This is a genomic window from Amycolatopsis sp. NPDC031561 (genome assembly GCF_055580625.1).
In genome coordinates, this window is record NZ_JBVILA010000003.1 from 337,578 (window position 1) to 355,388 (window position 17,811).

The following is a 17,811-nucleotide window of genomic DNA, read 5'->3' on the forward strand; positions in this document are numbered from 1 at the left end:
CCCTCGGAGGCGATAGAAGCGTTTAGGAGCGTTGCGTGTCCGAACCTCGGGTCAGACGGGCCGAGATCGCCATCGAGCAAGCCCATGTGGACATGGTCTACACCAGGCTCGCCGAACTGCGAGCCCAGGCTGAGGCCATGCGTACCAAGGGCTATGAGATCGGCCATGGCGCCGGGCGTGAAGCGATCTTCGAACAGGCGTCGATGCTGTTCGAGCGAGACATGATGGTCTATCACGCCAATCAGACCCTCCAGACCCTCGACGCGGAGTACGAGGGGCTGGTCTTCGGCAGGCTCGACCATCTCGACAACGACCACATCTACGTCGGCCGTCTCGGCATCCGCGACGCCGAGTTCGACAACCTCGTCACCGACTGGCGCGCGCCCGCGGCGGCGGCGTTCTACCAGGCGACCGCCGAGGAGCCGATGGACGTCGTCCGGCGCCGGGTGATCCGGTGTTCCGGCCAGAACGTGCTCGACGTCGACGACGACGTCCTGATCGCCGACGCGGTCCCCGAGACCATGCAGATCGTCGGCGAAGGCGCGCTGATGGCCGCGCTCGGGCGTTCGCGTGGCGAGAAGATGCGGGACATCGTCGCCACCATCCAGAAGGAACAGGACGAGGTCATCCGGGCGCCGTGGCGCGGGGTCACGGAGATCACCGGCGGCCCCGGCACCGGCAAGACCGCGGTCGCGCTGCACCGCGCGGCGTACCTGCTCTACCGCCACCGCCGTCAGCTCGGCGGCGCGGGCGTACTGGTGATCGGCCCGTCCGGGGTGTTCACCAGCTACATCTCGCGGGTGCTGCCGTCGATGGGTGAGACGAACGTCGAACTGCGCGCGCTCGGCGAAGTCCTCGACGGCCTCGAAGCGACCCGTCAGGACCCGGCACCGCTGGCTGCGATCAAGGGTTCGCTGCGGATGCGCAAGATCCTGCTGCGCGCGCTGCGGGACACGCCGGAAGAGGCGCCCGAGGACATGAAGATCGTCTACCGCGGCGAGGTGCTGCGGCTGGACGCGCGGGAACTCGACAAGGTGCGCCGCAAGGTGCACACCGCGGGCGGGCCGCCGAACCGGTCGCGGATCCGCGCCGCCGAACTGCTGCTCGACGCGCTCGCCTCGAAGGCCGAGCAGCACGCGAAGGACGACGGCCGTCAGATCGACAAGGCCGAACTGGTCAGCGAACTCGGCGAGCGCATCGAGTTCCACCGGTTCCTGGTGGTCTGGTGGCCGATCCTGTACCCGGCGCAGATCCTGCGCTGGCTCGGCGTCGAGAAGCGGCTGGCCGGCGCGGCGAAGGGCCTGCTCAACCGCACCGAGATCAGCATGCTCGCCGCCGACTTCGCCGATCGCTCGCGCGGCTGGACCATCGCGGACATCGCGCTCCTCGACGAACTGCGCGTCCTGATCGGCCAGCCGCCGAAGAGCCGCCGCGGCCGCCAGAGCATCGAGGTCAACCCGGAGCGCGGCGGTGCCCCGACCCGGCCCGAGCACTACGACGAGTACTCGCACGTGGTCATCGACGAATCGCAGGACCTTTCGCCGATGCAGTGGCGGATGGTCGGGCGGCGCGGCAAGTACGCGAGCTGGACCGTGGTCGGCGACCCGGTGCAGAGCTCGTGGCCGGATCCGGCCGAAGCCGCGATGGCGCGGGACCAGGCCTTCGGGATCAAGACGACGCGGCGCCGGTTCACCCTGCGCACCAACTACCGGAACTCGGCGGAGATCTTCGATCTGGCCGCGAAGGTCGTCGCCGGGCACGCCGAGGCCGACGAACTCCCGCGCGCGGTGCGGCAGACCGGCATCACGCCGGAGGTCCGACCGGTCGAGGCCGCCGGACTGGAGGCCGCGACGCAGGCCGCGGTGAAGGAACTGATGGGGGCTGTCGAAGGCACCGTCGGCGTGATCACCGCCATGGATCGGGTGCCGGAGGTCGAGGGCTGGCTCGACGGGCTTTCGGACGAGCGGCTCAAGGTCGTCGGCAGTCTCGACTCCAAGGGCCTCGAGTACGACGCCGTCGTCCTGGTGGAGCCGAACGACCTCATCACGGAGTCGACCACCGGACGCCGGGTGCTGTACGTCGCCCTCACACGAGCGACCCAGCAGCTGACCGTCCTGGCCTCGAACCCGGACTGGATCCCGGCCGCCTGATCCCGCGTTTCGTCCTCTGGTTGCGGTAGTTGGGATCGCGTACTACCGCAACCAGAGGACGACTTGCGGTAGATAAGCTGAAGGGCTCCTTCAGGGCACTGGTGAATGTCCTGAAGGAGCCCTTCAGACCCCCGGTGAGTGAAACGTCGTGGGGACGTATCGCACGTCCAGGGGTATTTCTAGCGCCTATTCGTTGTTCGGTGTCACGCCGCCGTCACCGAACAACAACGCCGAACAACGAATCGGCGGTGGTCACGGGCACGGAGGCCGGTAATCGAGCCCCGGCAGGTGTTGCTCCCACTCGGCCGCCGTGATCCGGGGGTGGACGGTCGCGCAGATGCGTTCGGCGGCCCGCTCGGGGCTCGTTTCCCACAACCGCACGCTGCCGTCCGCGACGGAGCCCGCGAGCGTGTGCCCGTCGGGTGCGAACGCCACCGCGTTGACCCGGTCGACATCGTCGGTCAGGTTCGCCGACGAGCGAACCGTCCCCGGATCGGAGACATCCCATAGTCGCACGGACCGGTCGTAGCTGCCGGTCGCGAAGGTCTTCCCGTCACCGCTGAACGCCACCGAGATGACGTTGTCGGTGTGCCCGGCGAGCAGCGCGGCTTCCCGGGGCGCCGCCGGATCGGCCACGTCCCAGAGTCGCGCGGTGCGGTCGGCACTGCCGGTGGCGGCGAGTTTGCCGTCCGGGCTGTAGGCCACCGAGAACACCGTGTCGGAGTGGCCCTTCAGCACCGAAAGCTGCTTCGGCGCCTTCACCATGGAGATGTCCCACAGCCGCGCGGTGTGATCCCACCCGCCGCTCAGGAGGGTGCGGCCGTCCGGGCTGAGCGCGATCGAATGGACGTCGTCCTCGTGCCCGGTGAGGGTCGCGAGTTCGACCGGCCGCCGGATGTCGGCCACGTCCCACAGCTTCACCGTGTGCCCGCTGCCCGCCGTCGCGAGCGTCCGGCCGTCCGCGCTGAACGCGACCGGGTCGATCTCCTCCTCCGGCCGGTAGAAGACCCCGGTGTCGACAGGCTTGCGAGGATCGGTGACGTCGATCAGCCGCATCGTGTGGTCCCACGAACCGGCGGCGAGGGTCCGGCCGTCCGGGCTGAACGCGAGACCGCAGACGCCCTGGCCAAAGCCCGCGACCTTGCCCACCTCGCGCGGGTTCCGGGTGTCGGCGACGTCGACCAGGCGGACCACGCCGTCCTGGCTGCCGGTGGCCAGCAGTTTCCCGTCGGCGCTGTACACCGCCCGGCAGGCCGATCTCGCCGGACCGCTGATCGCGGGCCCCGGCAGATCCCACAGCCGCACCGTCTGGTCGTCGCTCGCGGTCACCAGCGTGCGGCCGTCCTGGGAGAACACCGCCCAGACCACCGCCGCGGTGTGCCCGGTGAGCGGCGGTTTCTCGCGCGGCTTCGCCGGATCGGTGATGTCCCACAGCCGCGCGTTGCGGTCGAAACCGGTCGTCGCCAGCGTCGTCCCGTCGGGGCTGAACGCCACGGACCGCACGATGGTCTTGTGCGCGGTCATCGTCCCCAGCGGAACCGGCGCCATCGGGTCGGCGATGTTCCACAGGCGCGCGCTCAGGTCGATGCTCGCGGTGGCGAGGGTGCGGCCGTCCGGGCTGAACGCCGCGGAGTGGACGCCGGCGGTATGCCCGGTCACCACCCCGAGCGGCCTCGCCTTGAGCGGGTCGGCGACGTCCCACAGCCGCGCTGTCTTGTCGGCGCCTGTCGAGACGAGTGTCCGCCCGTCCGGGGCGTAGGCGAGCCCGTTGACGTTGCCGGTGTGCCCGGGGAGGGTGGCCACGAGCACCGGTTTAGTGAGATCGCGAACGTCGAACAGGCGCACCGTGCCGTCGCCGTCCGAGGTGGCGAGCACCGCCGCCTTCGGGCTGAACGCCACCGCGTTGACCCGGCTCGGATGCTCCCCGACCACCACGCCCTGCCCGGGTTTCGCCGGATCGGCGACATTCCACAGCCGCGCGGTCTTGTCCCAGCCCGCCGTCGCGACCGCGCCGCCGTCGGCGCTGAACGACACCGAGTTGACGTTGGCGATGTGCCCGGACAGCGTGGCCAGTTCGACCGGGTGATGGGGGTTCTTGACGTCCCACAGCTTGGCCGTCTGGTCCCAGCTCCCGGTCACCATCACCTGGCCGTCGCCGCGCAGGGCGGCCGAATTGACCCGATGGCCGTGTCCGGAGACCCGGGTCGAGTACGGCGACTCGAACATCCCGAGCACGCTGCCGCGGGTGTCCACGCTCGGATCGACGCGGTACGCGGCGAGCGCGAGTTGCGCGGCCAATGCCGGGTTCGTCGCCCGCATTTCGATGGCCTGTCCGGCGACCTTCTGCGCGAGCGCGCTGTTGCGCTGGCTGGTCGCGGTCTGCTCGGCGCGGACGGCGTACACCATCGCGGCCGTCGCCAGCACCAGCAGCACGGCCAGGAGCGCGACCAGCTGACGCAGCCGCCGGGTGCGGCGGCGCGCGACGGCCTGCTCGTGGTTCTCGATGGCCACGCTCGCGTCGAGGAACCGGCGCTCACGCTGGGAGAGCGCGCTGTCGTGCTCGCTCGCCCACTCCGTGGCGATGGCCAGCCGCGCGCCGCGATGGAGCCAGCCGTCGTCGCGGCCGACCGATTCCCACGCGTCGGTCGCCTCGGTGAGCTGGCGGTGCACGCGCAGGCCCTCACGGTCCTGGGCGAGCCATTCGCGCAGGCGCGGCCAGCCGCGGATCAGCGCTTCGTGCGCGATCTCGATGCCGTTGTCGTCGAGGGTGACCAGCCGCGACGAAGCCAGTCTGTCCAGCACGACGGCGACGTCGGGATCGTCGGCGTCCAGCTCGTCGCGGGTGATGCGGCGTTTGGTGTCCTCGGTGCCCTCGCCGAGCGCGGTCATCCGCAGGAAGATCTGGTTCGCCAGCCGCTGCTGGTGTTCGCTCAGCGCGGTGAACGTGTGCTCGGACGTCTGCGCGACCGATCGTTCGATCCCGCCGGTGGACTCGTAGCCGGTGAGGGTGAGCGTGTTGCCGTGACGGCGGCGCCAGGTCTCCAGCAGCGCGTGCGAGAGCAGCGGCAGCACGCCGGGCTGCCCGGTCGCGTCGGCGACCAGCCGCGAGACCAGCGCGTTCTCGACGCGGTACCCGGCGTCGATCGCCGGCCGCGAGATGGCCTGCCGGAGCTCCTCGGTGCTCATCGGGCCGACGAGCACCTGCGCGTCCTGCATGGCCTCGACCAGCCCGGGATGCCGCGCGCAGTGGGTGTAGAAGTCGGTGCGGATGCCGAGGACGACCCTGGTCCGGCTCTCCGGCTCGGTCGTCGCGGTGACCAGCGCGGACAGGAAGGCGGCGCGCTCGTCGGCGTCCTGGCAGAGCGTGAAGACCTCCTCGAACTGGTCGACGACCAGGACGACGTCGCCCTCGCGATCGGCGACCAGCTGACGAGCGGCGAGGCCGAGGTTGCGCGGATGCTCGGTGAACTCGGCGAGCAGCCCGCCGGGAGCGAGCCCGAGCGCCGCCCCGAACTGGACCGCGCACTCCTGCAGCGGCCGCGAGCCGGGGGTCATCAGCACCGTGACGGAGGTCTCGCCGACGGCGGGCAGAAGACCCGCGCGGAGCAAGGAGGACTTACCGGAACCCGACGCTCCCAGAACGGCCAGGAATCGCTGCCCCAAAAGCCTTGTCACCAGTTTTTCGACAAGTCGTTCGCGTCCGAAGAATCGGCCCGCGTCATCCGGCCCGAATGCGGTCAGGCCGATATAAGGGGCGGATTCCCCATTCAGCGAGACAACCGGTGAATCGCTGACTCCGGTACGCGTCCGCTCGGTCACGTCGTGCCACCGGGCTTCCCACTCCGCCTCGGGCCCTTCGCAGGCCCGGACGTAGGCCAAGGCCACCGCCAAGCTGGGCATCTTCTTCCCGCCGGCGGCTTCGGAGAGGGTGCCCGCGGAGTAGTGGGCGCGCCTGCCCAGCTCCCGGTACGTCGGGTTCCCGGCTTTCTCCCGCAAACGCCGGAGATCGGCGGCGAACTCCAGCAACGGATCGTCCCCAGGGCCCAAAGGTCGCTCCGGACGCGGCACCTTAATCCTTTCTTTCAGTGGTTTTCCCACGATCGCATTCGGGGGCAACCGTACCGTGAAAACGGAGGAAGTCCGCCGAGTATCGGGTACATCGCGTCGGTTAATTTCGATCGATTGACAGGTGCCCGATGTCACGGGAAGGGATCGGGGCCCGGGCGCGTTGTACGGAGGCGTGACCTCTTTGCCTGACATCCCGCTGTCCGTGCTCGATCTCTCGCCCGTCGTGGCCGGGGGCGGCGTTGGCGACTCGCTGCGCAACACCCTCGACCTCGCCCGCCGGACCGAAGCACTCGGCTATCACCGGTACTGGCTCGCCGAGCACCACAACATGCCCGGTATCGCGAGTTCCGCGACCGCCGTGATGATCGGGCAGGTCGCGGCCGCCACCGAACGCATCAGGGTCGGCTCCGGCGGGGTCATGCTGCCGAACCACGCGCCACTGGTGGTCGCCGAGCAGTTCGGCACCCTGGAGGCGTTCCACCCCGGCCGGATCGACCTCGGCATCGGCCGCGCCCCGGGTACCGACCAGCGGACCGCGCTGGCGCTGCGCGGCCCCGGCGGGCTCACCGCGGAGAACTTCCCGCAGCAGTTCGCGGAACTGCTGGCCTACTTCGAGCACTCCGACCAGCGCGCCGTCAACGCCGTGACCGCCGAGGGCAACAAGCCGCCGGTCTGGCTGCTCGGTTCGAGCGGCTTCAGCGCGCGCATGGCGGGCGAACTCGGCCTGCCGTTCTCCTTCGCGCATCACTTCAGCGCCGAGAACACGCTGCCCGCCGTCGCCCTCTACCGCGACTCGTTCAAACCGTCGGACGTCCTCGACGAGCCGTACGTCATGCTCGGCGTCTCCGTCGTGGCCGCCGAGACCGACGAACGGGCCCAGTACCTGGCCGCGCCCAGCGGCCTGACCTTCCTCAGCCTGCGCAAGGGCCGCCCCATCCCGCTGCCGACACCGGAAGACGCCGCGGCCTACCCGTACACCGACATCGAGCGCGTGTTCATCGAGGACCGGGCTTCGAGCAGCATCATCGGGTCGCCCGAGACGGTCCACAAGGGACTCGAGACGCTGCTGACCGACACGGGCGCGAACGAGCTGATGATCACGACCATGGTGCACGACCAGGCGGACCGGGTGCGGTCCTACGAACTGGTCTCGGAACTGGCTCGCTGACCGAACCATCCCGGGAGCGCCAGGCCAGGCCCAGGTGTCAGGAAAGGGGCTTTCAGGACGAAAAACGTCCTGAAAGCCCCTTTCAAGACATCCGGCGGTCAAGGACTCCCGCAGGTCGACCGGTCAGGCTCGAGGTCCGCTCGAGACTCCAAGCGGGTGACCACCCACCGCGACTCACCCCTCCGGCCCGCTCCCGCCACCGAACACGAAAGAACGGACAAGACCCACCCCCGCCTTTGTCACAAAGGAACAATAATTCACCGGTTACCAGGACGTGATGTCTTGATCACACCGAAGTTCTTGTCACCAAGCAGGCGCGTGATTAGCGTACCGACCAGTAGCAAACAGCACGGTAACACCCCGTTGACCCTATTCAACGATTCCGTTCCGCCATTCGGAGCAAAGGAATAGCGCAAGCTGGGGTGTATTCGCCGTGCCCGGAAAACTGGAGGGTCGGCGTGGGCGTCCGGACTAACGCACCCTCATTTCCCGGCGCGGGTGCGCTCCGGGAGACCGGCAGGCTCTACTCACTCGGCCTCGACGTCGTCCGCCTGACCTTCCGGCGGCCGTTCCAGGCCCGCGAGCTGATCCAGCAGTTCTGGTTCATCGCGAGTGTGTCGATCCTGCCGACGGCGCTGGTCGCGATCCCGTTCGGCGCCGTGATCGCGCTGCACATCGGCTCGCTGACCGCGCAGATCGGCGCGCAGTCCTTCACCGGCGCGGCCAGTGTGCTGGCGATCATCCAGCAGGCCAGCCCGATCGTGACCGCGCTGCTGATCGCGGGCGCCGGCGGTTCGGCGATGTGCGCGGACCTCGGGTCCCGCACGATCCGCGAGGAGATCGACGCGATGGAGGTGCTCGGGGTCTCCCCGATCCAGCGCCTGATCGTGCCGAGGGTGCTCGCCGCGATGGGCGTCTCCGCATTCCTGAACGGAATGGTCAGTGTGGTCGGCGTCCTCGGCGGCTATTTTTTCAACGTCATCATGCAGAACGGGACACCGGGTGCGTATCTGGCCAGTTTCTCCGCTCTCGCGCAACTGCCGGACCTCTGGATCAGCGAGATCAAGGCGGTCATCTTCGGTTTCGTCGCGGCGATCGTCGCGTCTTATCGCGGGCTCAATCCCAAGGGTGGCCCGAAAGGCGTCGGTGACGCGGTGAACCAATCCGTGGTGATCACGTTCCTTCTCCTGTTCCTGTTGAACCTGGTGCTGACGACGCTTTACCTGCAGCTCGTCCCGGCGAAGGGCAGCTGATGACCACGACGACACCCACCCGCGCCACGCGGGTCCGCGAGGCCGTGGACCGCCGGTTCGGGTTCCTGGACACGCTCGGCGACCAGATCCTCTTCTTCCTCAAGGCACTCGCCTGGGTGCCGCGCGCGCTGCACCGCTATCTCCGGGAGATCACCCGCCTGCTGGCCGAAGTCAGCTTCGGCAGCGGCGCGCTCGCGGTCATCGGCGGCACGATCGGCGTGATGATCGGGATGACCGTGTTCACCGGCACGGTCGTCGGGCTCCAGGGGTACTCGGCGCTCAACCAGGTCGGCACGTCGGCGTTCGCCGGGTTCGTCTCCGCGTACTTCAACACCCGGGAGATCGCGCCGCTCGTCGCGGGCCTGGCGTTGTCGGCCACCGTCGGCTGCGGCTTCACCGCGCAACTGGGCGCGATGCGGATCTCCGAGGAGATCGACGCGCTCGAGGTGATGGGCATCCCCAGTGTCCCGTACCTGGTGACGACCCGGATCATCGCGGGCTTCCTCGCGGTCATCCCGTTGTACGCGATCGGCCTGCTGACCTCGTATCTCGCGTCACGCCAGATCACCGTCTGGTTCTACGGCCAGTCCGCGGGCACCTACGACCACTACTTCCTGCTGTTCCTGCCACCGGGCGACGTGCTCTGGTCGTTCGGCAAGGTGCTGGTGTTCAGCGTCGTGATCGTGCTCGCCCACTGTTACTACGGTTTCCGGGCGAGCGGCGGACCGGCGGGTGTCGGGGTGGCCGTCGGCCGCGGGGTGCGGACGGCGATCGTGGCCGTCAGCGTGCTGGACTTCTTCCTCAGCCTCGCGATCTGGGGCGCGACCACGACGGTGCAGGTGGCCGGATGAGCCGGCGCGGGCTGCGCAAAGCCGGGGTCAGGACGGCCGGGGTGTTGTTCCTCGTGGTGATGTCCGCCCTCGTGCTGCTGTCGATCAAGATCTATCAGAAGGACTTCGTCACCTCGGTCCCGGTGACGCTGCAGGCGGACCGCGTCGGCAACCAGTTGCGCGAGGGCGGCCAGGTCAAGGCGCGCGGCGTGGTGGTCGGCGAGATCCGCGGCGTCCGCGCGACCCCGGCGGGGGCGGAGATCGACCTGGCCATGGAACCCGGCAAGGTCTCCCAGCTGCCGAAGACCGTGTCCGCATTGCTCGTCCCCAAGACCCTGTTCGGGGAGCGGTACGTGCAACTGTCCATTCCGGACGGATCGGCCGGTCCCCCGCTGGCCTCCGGTGACGTGATCACCCAGGACCGCTCGGCCAACGCGATCGAACTGGAGCGGGTCTTCGACAACCTTCTGCCACTGCTCAAGGCGGTGCAGCCGCAGAAGCTCGCGACCACGCTGACCACCGTCGCCACGGCGCTGGAAGGACGCGGCGACCAGATCGGCGACACGCTGGCCACCGCGGCCGAGTACCTCAAGGAGTTCAACCCGAATCTCCCGGCGCTGAACGACAACATCCGCGACCTCGCCACGGTTTCGAGGCTGTACGGGGACATCGCGCCGGATCTGCTCGATTCGCTGAGCGCCTCGGCGGTCACCCTCGACACCGTCCAGGAGAAACGAGCCGAACTGGCCACCGTGTACCAGCAGGTGACGGCGTCTTCCCAGCATGTCACGACGTTCCTCACCAACAACCGCGCCAACATCATCGCGCTCGCCGCCGACAGCCGGGCACCGCTCGAGGTCGGCGCGAAGTACTCGCCGAGCTTCGCCTGCACGCTGGACGCGCTGGCCAAACTGAAGCCGCAGATGGACAAGGTGCTGGGCAAGGGCACCGACGAACCCGGCCTGCACGCGGAGATCGTCGTCACCGAGCCTCGCGGCAAGTACGTGCCAGGGAAGGACGACCCGGTCTACAACGCCACCGGCGAACCGCGTTGCTATCCGACGAACGGCCTGCTGAGCCCGGGAATCGCGGCGACCGGCAAGGACACCGGCGCGCTGCCGTTGCTCCCCGGCGCGGAAGGCGACCTCGGCCTGGCGAACTCGCCGCAGGAACGCGAACTGATCTCGACACTGGTCGCGCCGTCGGCCGGCATCCCCGCCGCCCAGGTCCCCGCCTGGGGCAGCGTGCTCGTCGGCCCGCTCTACCGCGGCACGGAGGTGACCCTGCGATGAGGAACTTCGTGAGCCCGCTGATCAAAGGGCTGATCTTCGTCGTCATCACGACACTGGCCACGGTGCTGCTGGCGGTGTCCATCACGAACACCGGCCTCGGCGACACCAAGACCTACAGCGCGAAATTCCTCGACGCGACGTCGCTGAACGTCGGCGACGACGTCCGGATCTCCGGGGTGCGGGTCGGCCAGATCGAGGAACTCGAAATCGCCGACCACAGCGTGGCCCGCATCAGGTTCTCGCTCGACTCGCAGCGCAGGCTCCCCGCCGACGTGAACGCGGTGATCAAGTACCGCAACATGGTCGGCCAGCGCTACATCGCCCTCGAACGCGGCAAGGGCGCAGGCGAATTCCTCGAACCCGGAGCGGAGATCCCGCTGGAACGCACCACTCCCGCGCTGGACCTCACGGAACTGTTCAACGGATTCAAACCGCTGTTCCAGGCGCTGTCCCCCAAGGACGTCAACCAGCTCTCCGGCGAGATCGTCCAGGTACTGCAGGGCGAAGGCGGCACGGTGGAAAGCCTGCTGGCGCACACGGGTTCGCTGACCACCACGCTCGCCGGGCGGGACAAGGTGATCGGCGACGTGATCACGAACCTGGACACCGTGCTGAAGACCATCAACGGCAAGGGCGACGCCCTGTCCACTTTGGTCTCGACGCTGCGCGAGCTGGTCTCCGGACTCGCCGGCGACCGCACCGAGATCGGGGAAGCCGTCTCCGGGCTCGCGGACCTCACCACCGCCACGGCCGGTCTGCTCGAACAGGGCAGGAAACCGCTCAAGGACAGCATCAACGGCGTCGGCCTGCTCTCGGAACAACTCGTGAAGGGCAAAGCGGACATCGAGCAGTCCCTCACCGTGCTTCCCGGAAAGCTGAACGAACTCGGCCGGATCAGCTCCTACGGATCGTGGATGAACTTCTACCTGTGCTCGGCCGTCCTCCAGACCAAACCTCCCCGCGGGGTCCCGGCGACGGCGGAGAGGTGCACGTCGTGAAACCCTTCAAGGAGCGGAACCCGATCGTCATCGGTCTCGTCGGCAGCGCCGTCGCGGCCGGGCTGCTGACCGCGACGCTCAACTACGAAGCCCTCCCGATCATCGGCTCCGGAACCACCTACCAGGCCGAGTTCTCCGAAGCGGCGGGGTTGCAGGAGGACGACGAAGTCCGCATCGCCGGGATCAAGGTCGGCGCGGTGAGCGCCGTCCAGCTCGCCGAAGACCACGTCGTCGTCAGCTTCCGGGTCAAGGACGCGTGGGTCGGCGACAAGACCGCCGCCGAGATCAAGATCAAGACCCTGCTGGGCCGGAAGTTCCTCTCGCTGCGCCCGACCGGCGAGGCGGTCCAGAACCCGAAGCAGGTCATCCCGCGCACCCGGACCGTGACGCCCTACGACGTCACCGAGGCGTTCAACGGGCTGGCCGACACCGCGGGAGCGATCGACACCGATCAGCTCGCGGAGAGCTTCACCACGCTCAGCGACACGTTCAAGAACTCGCCGGAGCACATCCGGAAAGCGCTCGACGGGCTGACGTCGCTGTCGAAGACGGTCTCCTCGCGGGACACCGAGCTCAACAGCCTCCTGTCGAACGCGCACGGCCTCACCACGACGCTCGCGAACTCGAACGACGACTTCGCCAAGCTCCTCTCGGACGGCAATCTGCTGCTCACCGAACTGGACAACCGGCGGCAGGCGATCCACGACCTGCTCACCGGCTCGCAGGAGCTCGCCACGCAGCTCTCCGGCCTGGTGCGGGACAACAAGGACCAGCTCGGCGGCGCGCTCAGCCAGCTCGGAGAGGTGACCGACATCCTGCAGCGGCAGAACGACAATCTCGCCAAGAGCCTCGACCTCGCCGCGCCGTACTTCCGCGTGGTGAACAACTCGCTCGGCAACGGGCGCTGGGTGGACAGCTACCTGTGCGGGCTGGTCCCGGAGAACCGGGACCCCTGTACGCCGAAGCTTCCCGGAGGTGGCCGATGACCAGCAGGTTCGTCACCCTCGCCCTCGTCCTCGCGCTGGCCGTCGTCGGCGGTCTCTGGTGGATCTTCTCCGGCAGCGGGCTCGACCGCGTCACGGTGTACTTCTCGCGCGCCGTCGGTGTCTACAGTGGATCCGACGTCCGGGTACTCGGCGTCCGGGTCGGCCAGGTCGAATCGGTGGCCCCGGAAGGCGAGCAGGTCAAGGTCGTGCTGACCGTCGACGGTTCGACGCCGATCGCCGTCGACACCAACGTCCTGGTCGTGGCGCCGAGCGTGGTGGCCGACCGGTACGTCCAGTTCACCAAGCTCACCCGCTCGGGGAACCGGCTGGACGACGGCGCGGTCATCCCGGTCGAGCGCACCGGCACACCGGTGGAACTCGACCAGCTCTACTCCAGCCTCGACACCCTCGCCAAGGCGCTCGGCCCCAAGGGCGCCAACGCCGACGGCGCGCTGTCGGACCTGCTGCGCACCGGCGCGAAGAACCTCCAGGGCAACGGCAAGCCGTTCAACGAGTCGGTGCGCAACTTCGCCGACCTCGCCAGGACCTTGTCCGGGAACTCGGAGAACCTGTTCGCCACCGTCGACGAACTGCAGCGGTTCACCTCGATGCTGGCGACCAACGACCGGAACGTCAGCGAGATCAACAAGCAGCTCGCCTCGGTGACCGGCACGCTGGCGCAGAACAAGAACGAACTCGCCCGCGCGCTCAACGGCCTCGGCGGCGCGCTGGCCGAGATCCAGCAGTTCATCCGCGACAACCGCGCGCTGATCAAGTCCAATGTGGACAAGCTCGCGGTGACCACCGGGACACTGGTCGACAAACGCGCCGCGCTGGCCGAAACCCTCGACACGATCCCGCTGGCGGTGACGAACGTGCTCGAGGCCATCGATCCGAAGACCGGGAAGCTGCAAAGCCGCGGCAACCTGCTCGAGTACGCCCCGCTCCCGCTGCCGGTCGCCGGCGACACCTACACCGGGGGGCGCTGATGACCGCGAACCGGAAGATCGCCGTACTCGCCGCCTGCTGCCTCGCGCTCACGGCCTGCTCCTCCGATTTCAAGGGCGTCTACGACCTGCCGCTGCCCGGCGGCGCGGACATTGGCGACCATCCCTACCGGGTGACCGTGCAGTTCGCCGACGTGCTCGACCTGGTCCCCCAGGCCGCGGTGAAGGTGGGCGACGTCCCGGTCGGCCGGGTCGAGACGATCAAGCTCGGCGACGACGGATGGACGGCCGAAACCGTCTTGGCGGTCAACGGCGACGTCCGCCTGCCCGCCAACGCCATCGCGCGGCTGCGGCAATCCAGCCTGCTCGGTGAGAAGTTCATCGAGCTCGCCCCGAGTGCGGCGAAGGCCGAAGGCAGGCTGGGCGAGGGCGGGGTGATCCCCGTCGCGAACACGAACCGCAACCCGGAGTTCGAGGAGATCTTCGGCGCGCTGTCCCTGCTGCTCAACGGCGGCGGGATCGGCCAGCTGCAGACCATCAACCGCGAGCTGTCGAAGGTGATGGACGGCAACGAGGAGGAGATCCGCTCGTTCCTGTCCACTGTGGAACAGCTGGTGTCCAACCTGGACTCGCACCGCTCCGACATCACCTCGGCGCTCGACGGGCTCAACCGGCTTTCGACGACGCTGGCCAACCGGAAGCAGCAGGTCGAAGGCGCGCTCACCGACCTCACCCCCGGGCTCAAGAGCCTTTCCGACCAGCGCACCCAGCTCGTCTCGATGCTGCAATCGCTGGACCGGCTTTCCGGGGTCGGCGTCGATGTGATCAAGAAGAGCCGTGACGACCTCGTCGCCGATCTGACCGCGCTCGCGCCGATCCTCAAGCGGCTGGCCGACGCGGGCCAGAGCCTTCCCCAATCGCTGGAGATCCTGCCGACGTTCCCGTTCACCGACGCCGTACGGGACGGGATCAAGGGTGACTACCTGAACGTCTACGCCTCGATGATCCCCGCGCCGGGCGTCGAACTCCCGCCCCCGGGCGAAGGCGTCCCGCCGGGACTCCCGACACTGCCGCTGCCGTCCTCCGGAGGTAGCTGATGCTCACCACCCGTGTCCGGATCCAGGTGATCGCGTTCGTCATCATCGCCTTGGCGACGACGGCGTTCGTCGGAGCCAACTACGCGGGCCTCGACCGGCTTTTCGGGGCGAGCGGATACACCGTGAAACTCGCGCTGACCGACGGCGGGGGCCTGTTCACCAACGGCGAGGTGACCTACCGCGGCGTCGCCGTCGGCCGGGTCGGCGAGCTGCGGCTCACCGCCGGGGGCATGGAAGCGGATCTGCTGATCGACGACGACGCGCCGCGGATCCCGGCGAACTCGCGGGCGGTCGTGGCGAACCGGTCCGCGGTCGGCGAGCAGTTCGTCGACCTGCAGCCGCGCACCGGCGACGGGCCGTTCCTCGCCGAAGGTTCGGTCATCCCGCGGGAGGCGGCGAGTGTCCCGCTGCCGGTGCAGCATCTGCTGACCGACCTGGACTCGCTGACCGCGTCCGTGCCGACCGAAGATCTGCGCGTCGTCGTCGACGAACTCGACAACGCGCTGCGCGGTTCCGGCGCGAACCTCCAGGTGCTGCTGGATTCCACCACCGACTTCACCAAGCGGGCCGCACTCCACCTGCCGCAGACGGAGAAACTGCTCACCGACGGCTCGACCGTGCTGAAGACCCAGGTCGACTCGTCGCTGGAGTGGCGGCAGTTCAGCGACAACGCCCGGCAGTTCGCCGAACAGCTGTCCCGTTCGGACGGTGACCTGCGCAGGCTGATCGCGACCGCGCCCGACGCGGCGACCCAGATTTCCGGGCTGTTGCGGGACAACGAGCCGGGCCTGCCGATCCTGCTGGCGAACCTGCTCACCACGTCACAGGTGTTCTCCGCGCGCACCGACGGCCTGCGGCAGCTGCTGATCAACACCCCGAAGGCGGTCTCCGCCGTCGACGCGGCTGTCGACGACAAGTCCGGGAAGATCGGGCTGGTCCTGACCTTCTTCGACCCGATGCCGTGCACGAAGGGCTACGAGGGCACGAAGATCCGCGACAGCAGGGATCTTTCGGCGCTGCCGTTCAACACCGGTGCCGCGTGCACGCTCGAAAAGGGCAACCCGAGTTCGGTCCGCGGTTCGCAGAACGCGCCGAAGGGCGGCGTCCCGCCCGCCGCCGTCCCCGGCGGGTTCGGCGCCGACGGCCAGCCGACGTCCACCAGCCTCGAGGAGATGTTGTGGCTGCGCAACTGAAGATCGCGATCGCCGTGTTCACCGCGGCCTGCGCGTTCGCGGGATGGGCCGGGTACACCTGGTTCACCGCGACCGGCTCCGAGGCCGCGTCGTACGGGGCCTCGCGCGACGACGCGCTGAAGAACGGGCGTGAGCTCGTCGCGCGGCTGACCACCCTCGACCACCACCGCGTCGACCAGGGCATCGCCGACTGGCTCGCCGCGTCGACCGGTCCGTTGCGCGATCAGCTGGGCAAGACCGACGACGCGACCAAGCAGACGCTGGCCAAGGACGCGACCGTCTCGACGGGCAAGGTGCTCGACGCGGCGATCAGCGAACTGGACGACCACGCGGGAACGGCCAAGATGCTGGCTTCGGTGGAGATCACCATGGCGCGGGAAGGCGCGGCGCCGACGACGAAGCGCAACCGGTTCGCCGCCGGGCTGACCAGGACCGGCGACGGCTGGAAGCTCAGCGCGCTCGACCAGCTCCCGGTGGGTGCGCGATGACCGCCACCGCCGACACCGCCGACACCGAAGCCGGAGCCGATGCGGAGACCGAGCCCGAGACCACGGCCGAAGCCGTCACCGAAGAGACCGCCGACGGGCCGTCCCGGCGGCCGAAGCTGCCGCTGATCCTGCTGGTCGCGGCCGCCGTGCTGGTGGCCGCAGGGGTGTGGGGCACGCTGGAGGCGAGGTCGATCGCGGCGGCCCCGTCGGCGGCCAACACCGCGCTCACCGACGTCGGGGCCACGGCGGAGGTGAACTCCGCGGTGACGGTGGCGCTCAACAAGGTCTTCTCCTATTCCTACGACCGGACCGACGTCACCGAAAAGGCGGCCGCTTCGGCGCTGAGAGGTAAGGCGCTGGAGTCTTACAACCAGTTGTTCGCGCAAGTCAGGGAAAAGGCTCCGGCGCAGAAACTCGTTCTCACGACCCGCGTCTCCTCATCCGCCGTCCAAGAACTCGGCGGCGGTAAAGCACGACTGCTGGTATTCCTCGATCAAGCGGCGACCCGGGCCGACAACAATTCTTCGACAGCGGCGGCCGCGCAGCTTTCGGTCACGGCCGAACGCGAAGGCGACATCTGGGTCATCACCGACCTTGTTCCCCGGTGACAAACCGGGCATTCCCCCTTTCGTCCGCGTTATAAAACAGGAGAGAAAACGAGGAGAAACCCATGTTCGGTCGAACGCGCCCGAAAACCGCCCGTCGCCGTCTCGGCACGGTCGTCGCGCTCACCTCCGCGATCGCCGTGGCGGGCAGCCTCACCGCCGGCCCCGCCCTCGCGGACGACCCGGTGGAGATCCCGGTGTCCTACACCGTCACCGGGAAGACCGTGGTCAAGAAGACCGGCGGCTCCCTCGACCTCGGCCCCGGCCAGCTCAACGGGGCCCTGGTCATCGACGGTGACAACGTCGGGATCCGAGGCGACCTGTCCCTGCCGCCCTCGACGGCGAACATCTCGCTCGTCTCGGGCGTCTTCAAGATCAAGGCCCGGGTTCGGATCGAGCCGACCGGCCCGGTCACCGGCACGCTCGCCAACGGCGACCTGACCACCCATTCGCAGGCGAACATGCTGATCGACAACATCGTCGTCGGCCTGTTCTGGCCGGTCATCCCGCTCCCGACGGCGCCGAAGGCCTGCAAGACGGTCAAGCCGCTCGACCTGACCCTGGTGTCGAAGAACGTGGACCTGTTCGCGGAGACGATCCCGTCGTCGGGTGTGTTCACCATCCCCGAGTTCAAGGACTGCTTCATCAACGACCTCGCGCTGGGGGCGTTGATCTCCGGCCCGGGCAACACGATCAACCTGAACATGAAGTCGAACCTGTCCTGATTCCCAACCCC

14 protein-coding genes are annotated in these 17,811 nt (G+C 68.6%); 13 read left to right on the plus strand and 1 reads right to left on the minus strand.

Annotation, left to right across the window (positions count from 1 at the left end):
* Positions 1 to 35: 35 nt before the first annotated feature.
* Positions 36 to 2,150 (plus strand): HelD family protein, encoded by a 2,115-nt coding sequence (locus ACZ5IK_RS10740; protein WP_101609800.1) that lies wholly within the window; start codon positions 36 to 38, stop codon positions 2,148 to 2,150.
* Between the two features lie 252 nt (positions 2,151 to 2,402).
* On the opposite strand, the gene ACZ5IK_RS10745 is transcribed toward ACZ5IK_RS10740, so the two are convergent.
* Positions 2,403 to 6,218, minus strand: a complete 3,816-nt coding sequence (locus ACZ5IK_RS10745) for an nSTAND1 domain-containing NTPase (RefSeq protein WP_465487504.1) — start codon at positions 6,216 to 6,218, stop codon at positions 2,403 to 2,405.
* 172 nt (positions 6,219 to 6,390) lie between these two features.
* Here ACZ5IK_RS10745 and ACZ5IK_RS10750 point away from each other — a divergent pair, with 172 nt between their 5' ends.
* The 12 genes from ACZ5IK_RS10750 (at position 6,391) to ACZ5IK_RS10805 (ending at position 17,800) form a co-directional block, all read left to right on the plus strand.
* Complete coding sequence (locus ACZ5IK_RS10750) at positions 6,391 to 7,386, plus strand: LLM class flavin-dependent oxidoreductase (protein ID WP_465487505.1); 996 nt, start codon at positions 6,391 to 6,393, stop codon at positions 7,384 to 7,386.
* 458 nt (positions 7,387 to 7,844) lie between these two features.
* Positions 7,845 to 8,639, plus strand: coding sequence for an MlaE family ABC transporter permease (locus tag ACZ5IK_RS10755; protein WP_076155564.1), 795 nt, complete (start codon positions 7,845 to 7,847; stop codon positions 8,637 to 8,639).
* Positions 8,639 to 9,490: an MlaE family ABC transporter permease gene (locus ACZ5IK_RS10760; RefSeq protein ID WP_101609801.1), complete on the plus strand. Its 852-nt coding sequence runs from the start codon at positions 8,639 to 8,641 to the stop codon at positions 9,488 to 9,490. Before ACZ5IK_RS10755 ends, ACZ5IK_RS10760 begins: the two co-directional genes overlap by 1 nt.
* Entirely contained in the window at positions 9,487 to 10,761 is a 1,275-nt protein-coding gene (locus tag ACZ5IK_RS10765) for an MCE family protein (RefSeq protein ID WP_465487506.1), read from the plus strand. The genes ACZ5IK_RS10760 and ACZ5IK_RS10765 overlap by 4 nt, the downstream gene beginning before the upstream one ends.
* Positions 10,758 to 11,759, plus strand: a complete 1,002-nt coding sequence (locus tag ACZ5IK_RS10770; protein ID WP_465487507.1) for an MCE family protein — start codon at positions 10,758 to 10,760, stop codon at positions 11,757 to 11,759. Before ACZ5IK_RS10765 ends, ACZ5IK_RS10770 begins: the two co-directional genes overlap by 4 nt.
* On the plus strand, positions 11,756 to 12,745 hold the full coding sequence (locus ACZ5IK_RS10775) for an MCE family protein (RefSeq protein WP_465487508.1): 990 nt from the start codon (positions 11,756 to 11,758) through the stop codon (positions 12,743 to 12,745). The genes ACZ5IK_RS10770 and ACZ5IK_RS10775 overlap by 4 nt, the downstream gene beginning before the upstream one ends.
* Positions 12,742 to 13,734 (plus strand): MCE family protein, encoded by a 993-nt coding sequence (locus tag ACZ5IK_RS10780; RefSeq protein WP_465487509.1) that lies wholly within the window; start codon positions 12,742 to 12,744, stop codon positions 13,732 to 13,734. Before ACZ5IK_RS10775 ends, ACZ5IK_RS10780 begins: the two co-directional genes overlap by 4 nt.
* Positions 13,734 to 14,789 carry an MCE family protein gene (locus tag ACZ5IK_RS10785; protein WP_465487510.1) on the plus strand — a complete coding sequence of 352 codons (1,056 nt, stop codon included), beginning with the start codon at positions 13,734 to 13,736 and terminating at the stop codon, positions 14,787 to 14,789. The genes ACZ5IK_RS10780 and ACZ5IK_RS10785 overlap by 1 nt, the downstream gene beginning before the upstream one ends.
* Positions 14,789 to 15,982: an MlaD family protein gene (locus ACZ5IK_RS10790; protein WP_465487511.1), complete on the plus strand. Its 1,194-nt coding sequence runs from the start codon at positions 14,789 to 14,791 to the stop codon at positions 15,980 to 15,982. Before ACZ5IK_RS10785 ends, ACZ5IK_RS10790 begins: the two co-directional genes overlap by 1 nt.
* Positions 15,967 to 16,470 (plus strand): hypothetical protein, encoded by a 504-nt coding sequence (locus ACZ5IK_RS10795; protein ID WP_465487512.1) that lies wholly within the window; start codon positions 15,967 to 15,969, stop codon positions 16,468 to 16,470. Before ACZ5IK_RS10790 ends, ACZ5IK_RS10795 begins: the two co-directional genes overlap by 16 nt.
* A complete protein-coding gene (locus tag ACZ5IK_RS10800; RefSeq protein WP_465487513.1) occupies positions 16,467 to 17,078 on the plus strand; it encodes a hypothetical protein in 612 nt (203 codons plus the stop codon). Before ACZ5IK_RS10795 ends, ACZ5IK_RS10800 begins: the two co-directional genes overlap by 4 nt.
* Before the next feature lie 62 nt (positions 17,079 to 17,140).
* The gene (locus tag ACZ5IK_RS10805; protein WP_465487514.1) at positions 17,141 to 17,800 is read left to right on the plus strand and encodes a hypothetical protein; all 660 of its coding nucleotides are present in this window, start codon (positions 17,141 to 17,143) and stop codon (positions 17,798 to 17,800) included.
* The last annotated feature ends 11 nt before the right edge of the window (positions 17,801 to 17,811 follow it).

Bases quoted from the DNA above. Each gene is read 5' to 3' on its own strand.
- ACZ5IK_RS10760 (WP_101609801.1), top strand. From the start codon at position 8,639: ATGACCACGACGACACCCACCCGCGCCACGCGGGTCCGCGAGGCCGTG.
- ACZ5IK_RS10765 (WP_465487506.1), top strand. From the start codon at position 9,487: ATGAGCCGGCGCGGGCTGCGCAAAGCCGGGGTCAGGACGGCCGGGGTG.
- ACZ5IK_RS10770 (WP_465487507.1), top strand. From the start codon at position 10,758: ATGAGGAACTTCGTGAGCCCGCTGATCAAAGGGCTGATCTTCGTCGTC.
- ACZ5IK_RS10780 (WP_465487509.1), top strand. From the start codon at position 12,742: ATGACCAGCAGGTTCGTCACCCTCGCCCTCGTCCTCGCGCTGGCCGTC.
- ACZ5IK_RS10785 (WP_465487510.1), top strand. From the start codon at position 13,734: ATGACCGCGAACCGGAAGATCGCCGTACTCGCCGCCTGCTGCCTCGCG.
- ACZ5IK_RS10790 (WP_465487511.1), top strand. From the start codon at position 14,789: ATGCTCACCACCCGTGTCCGGATCCAGGTGATCGCGTTCGTCATCATC.
- ACZ5IK_RS10800 (WP_465487513.1), top strand. From the start codon at position 16,467: ATGACCGCCACCGCCGACACCGCCGACACCGAAGCCGGAGCCGATGCG.
- ACZ5IK_RS10805 (WP_465487514.1), top strand. From the start codon at position 17,141: ATGTTCGGTCGAACGCGCCCGAAAACCGCCCGTCGCCGTCTCGGCACG.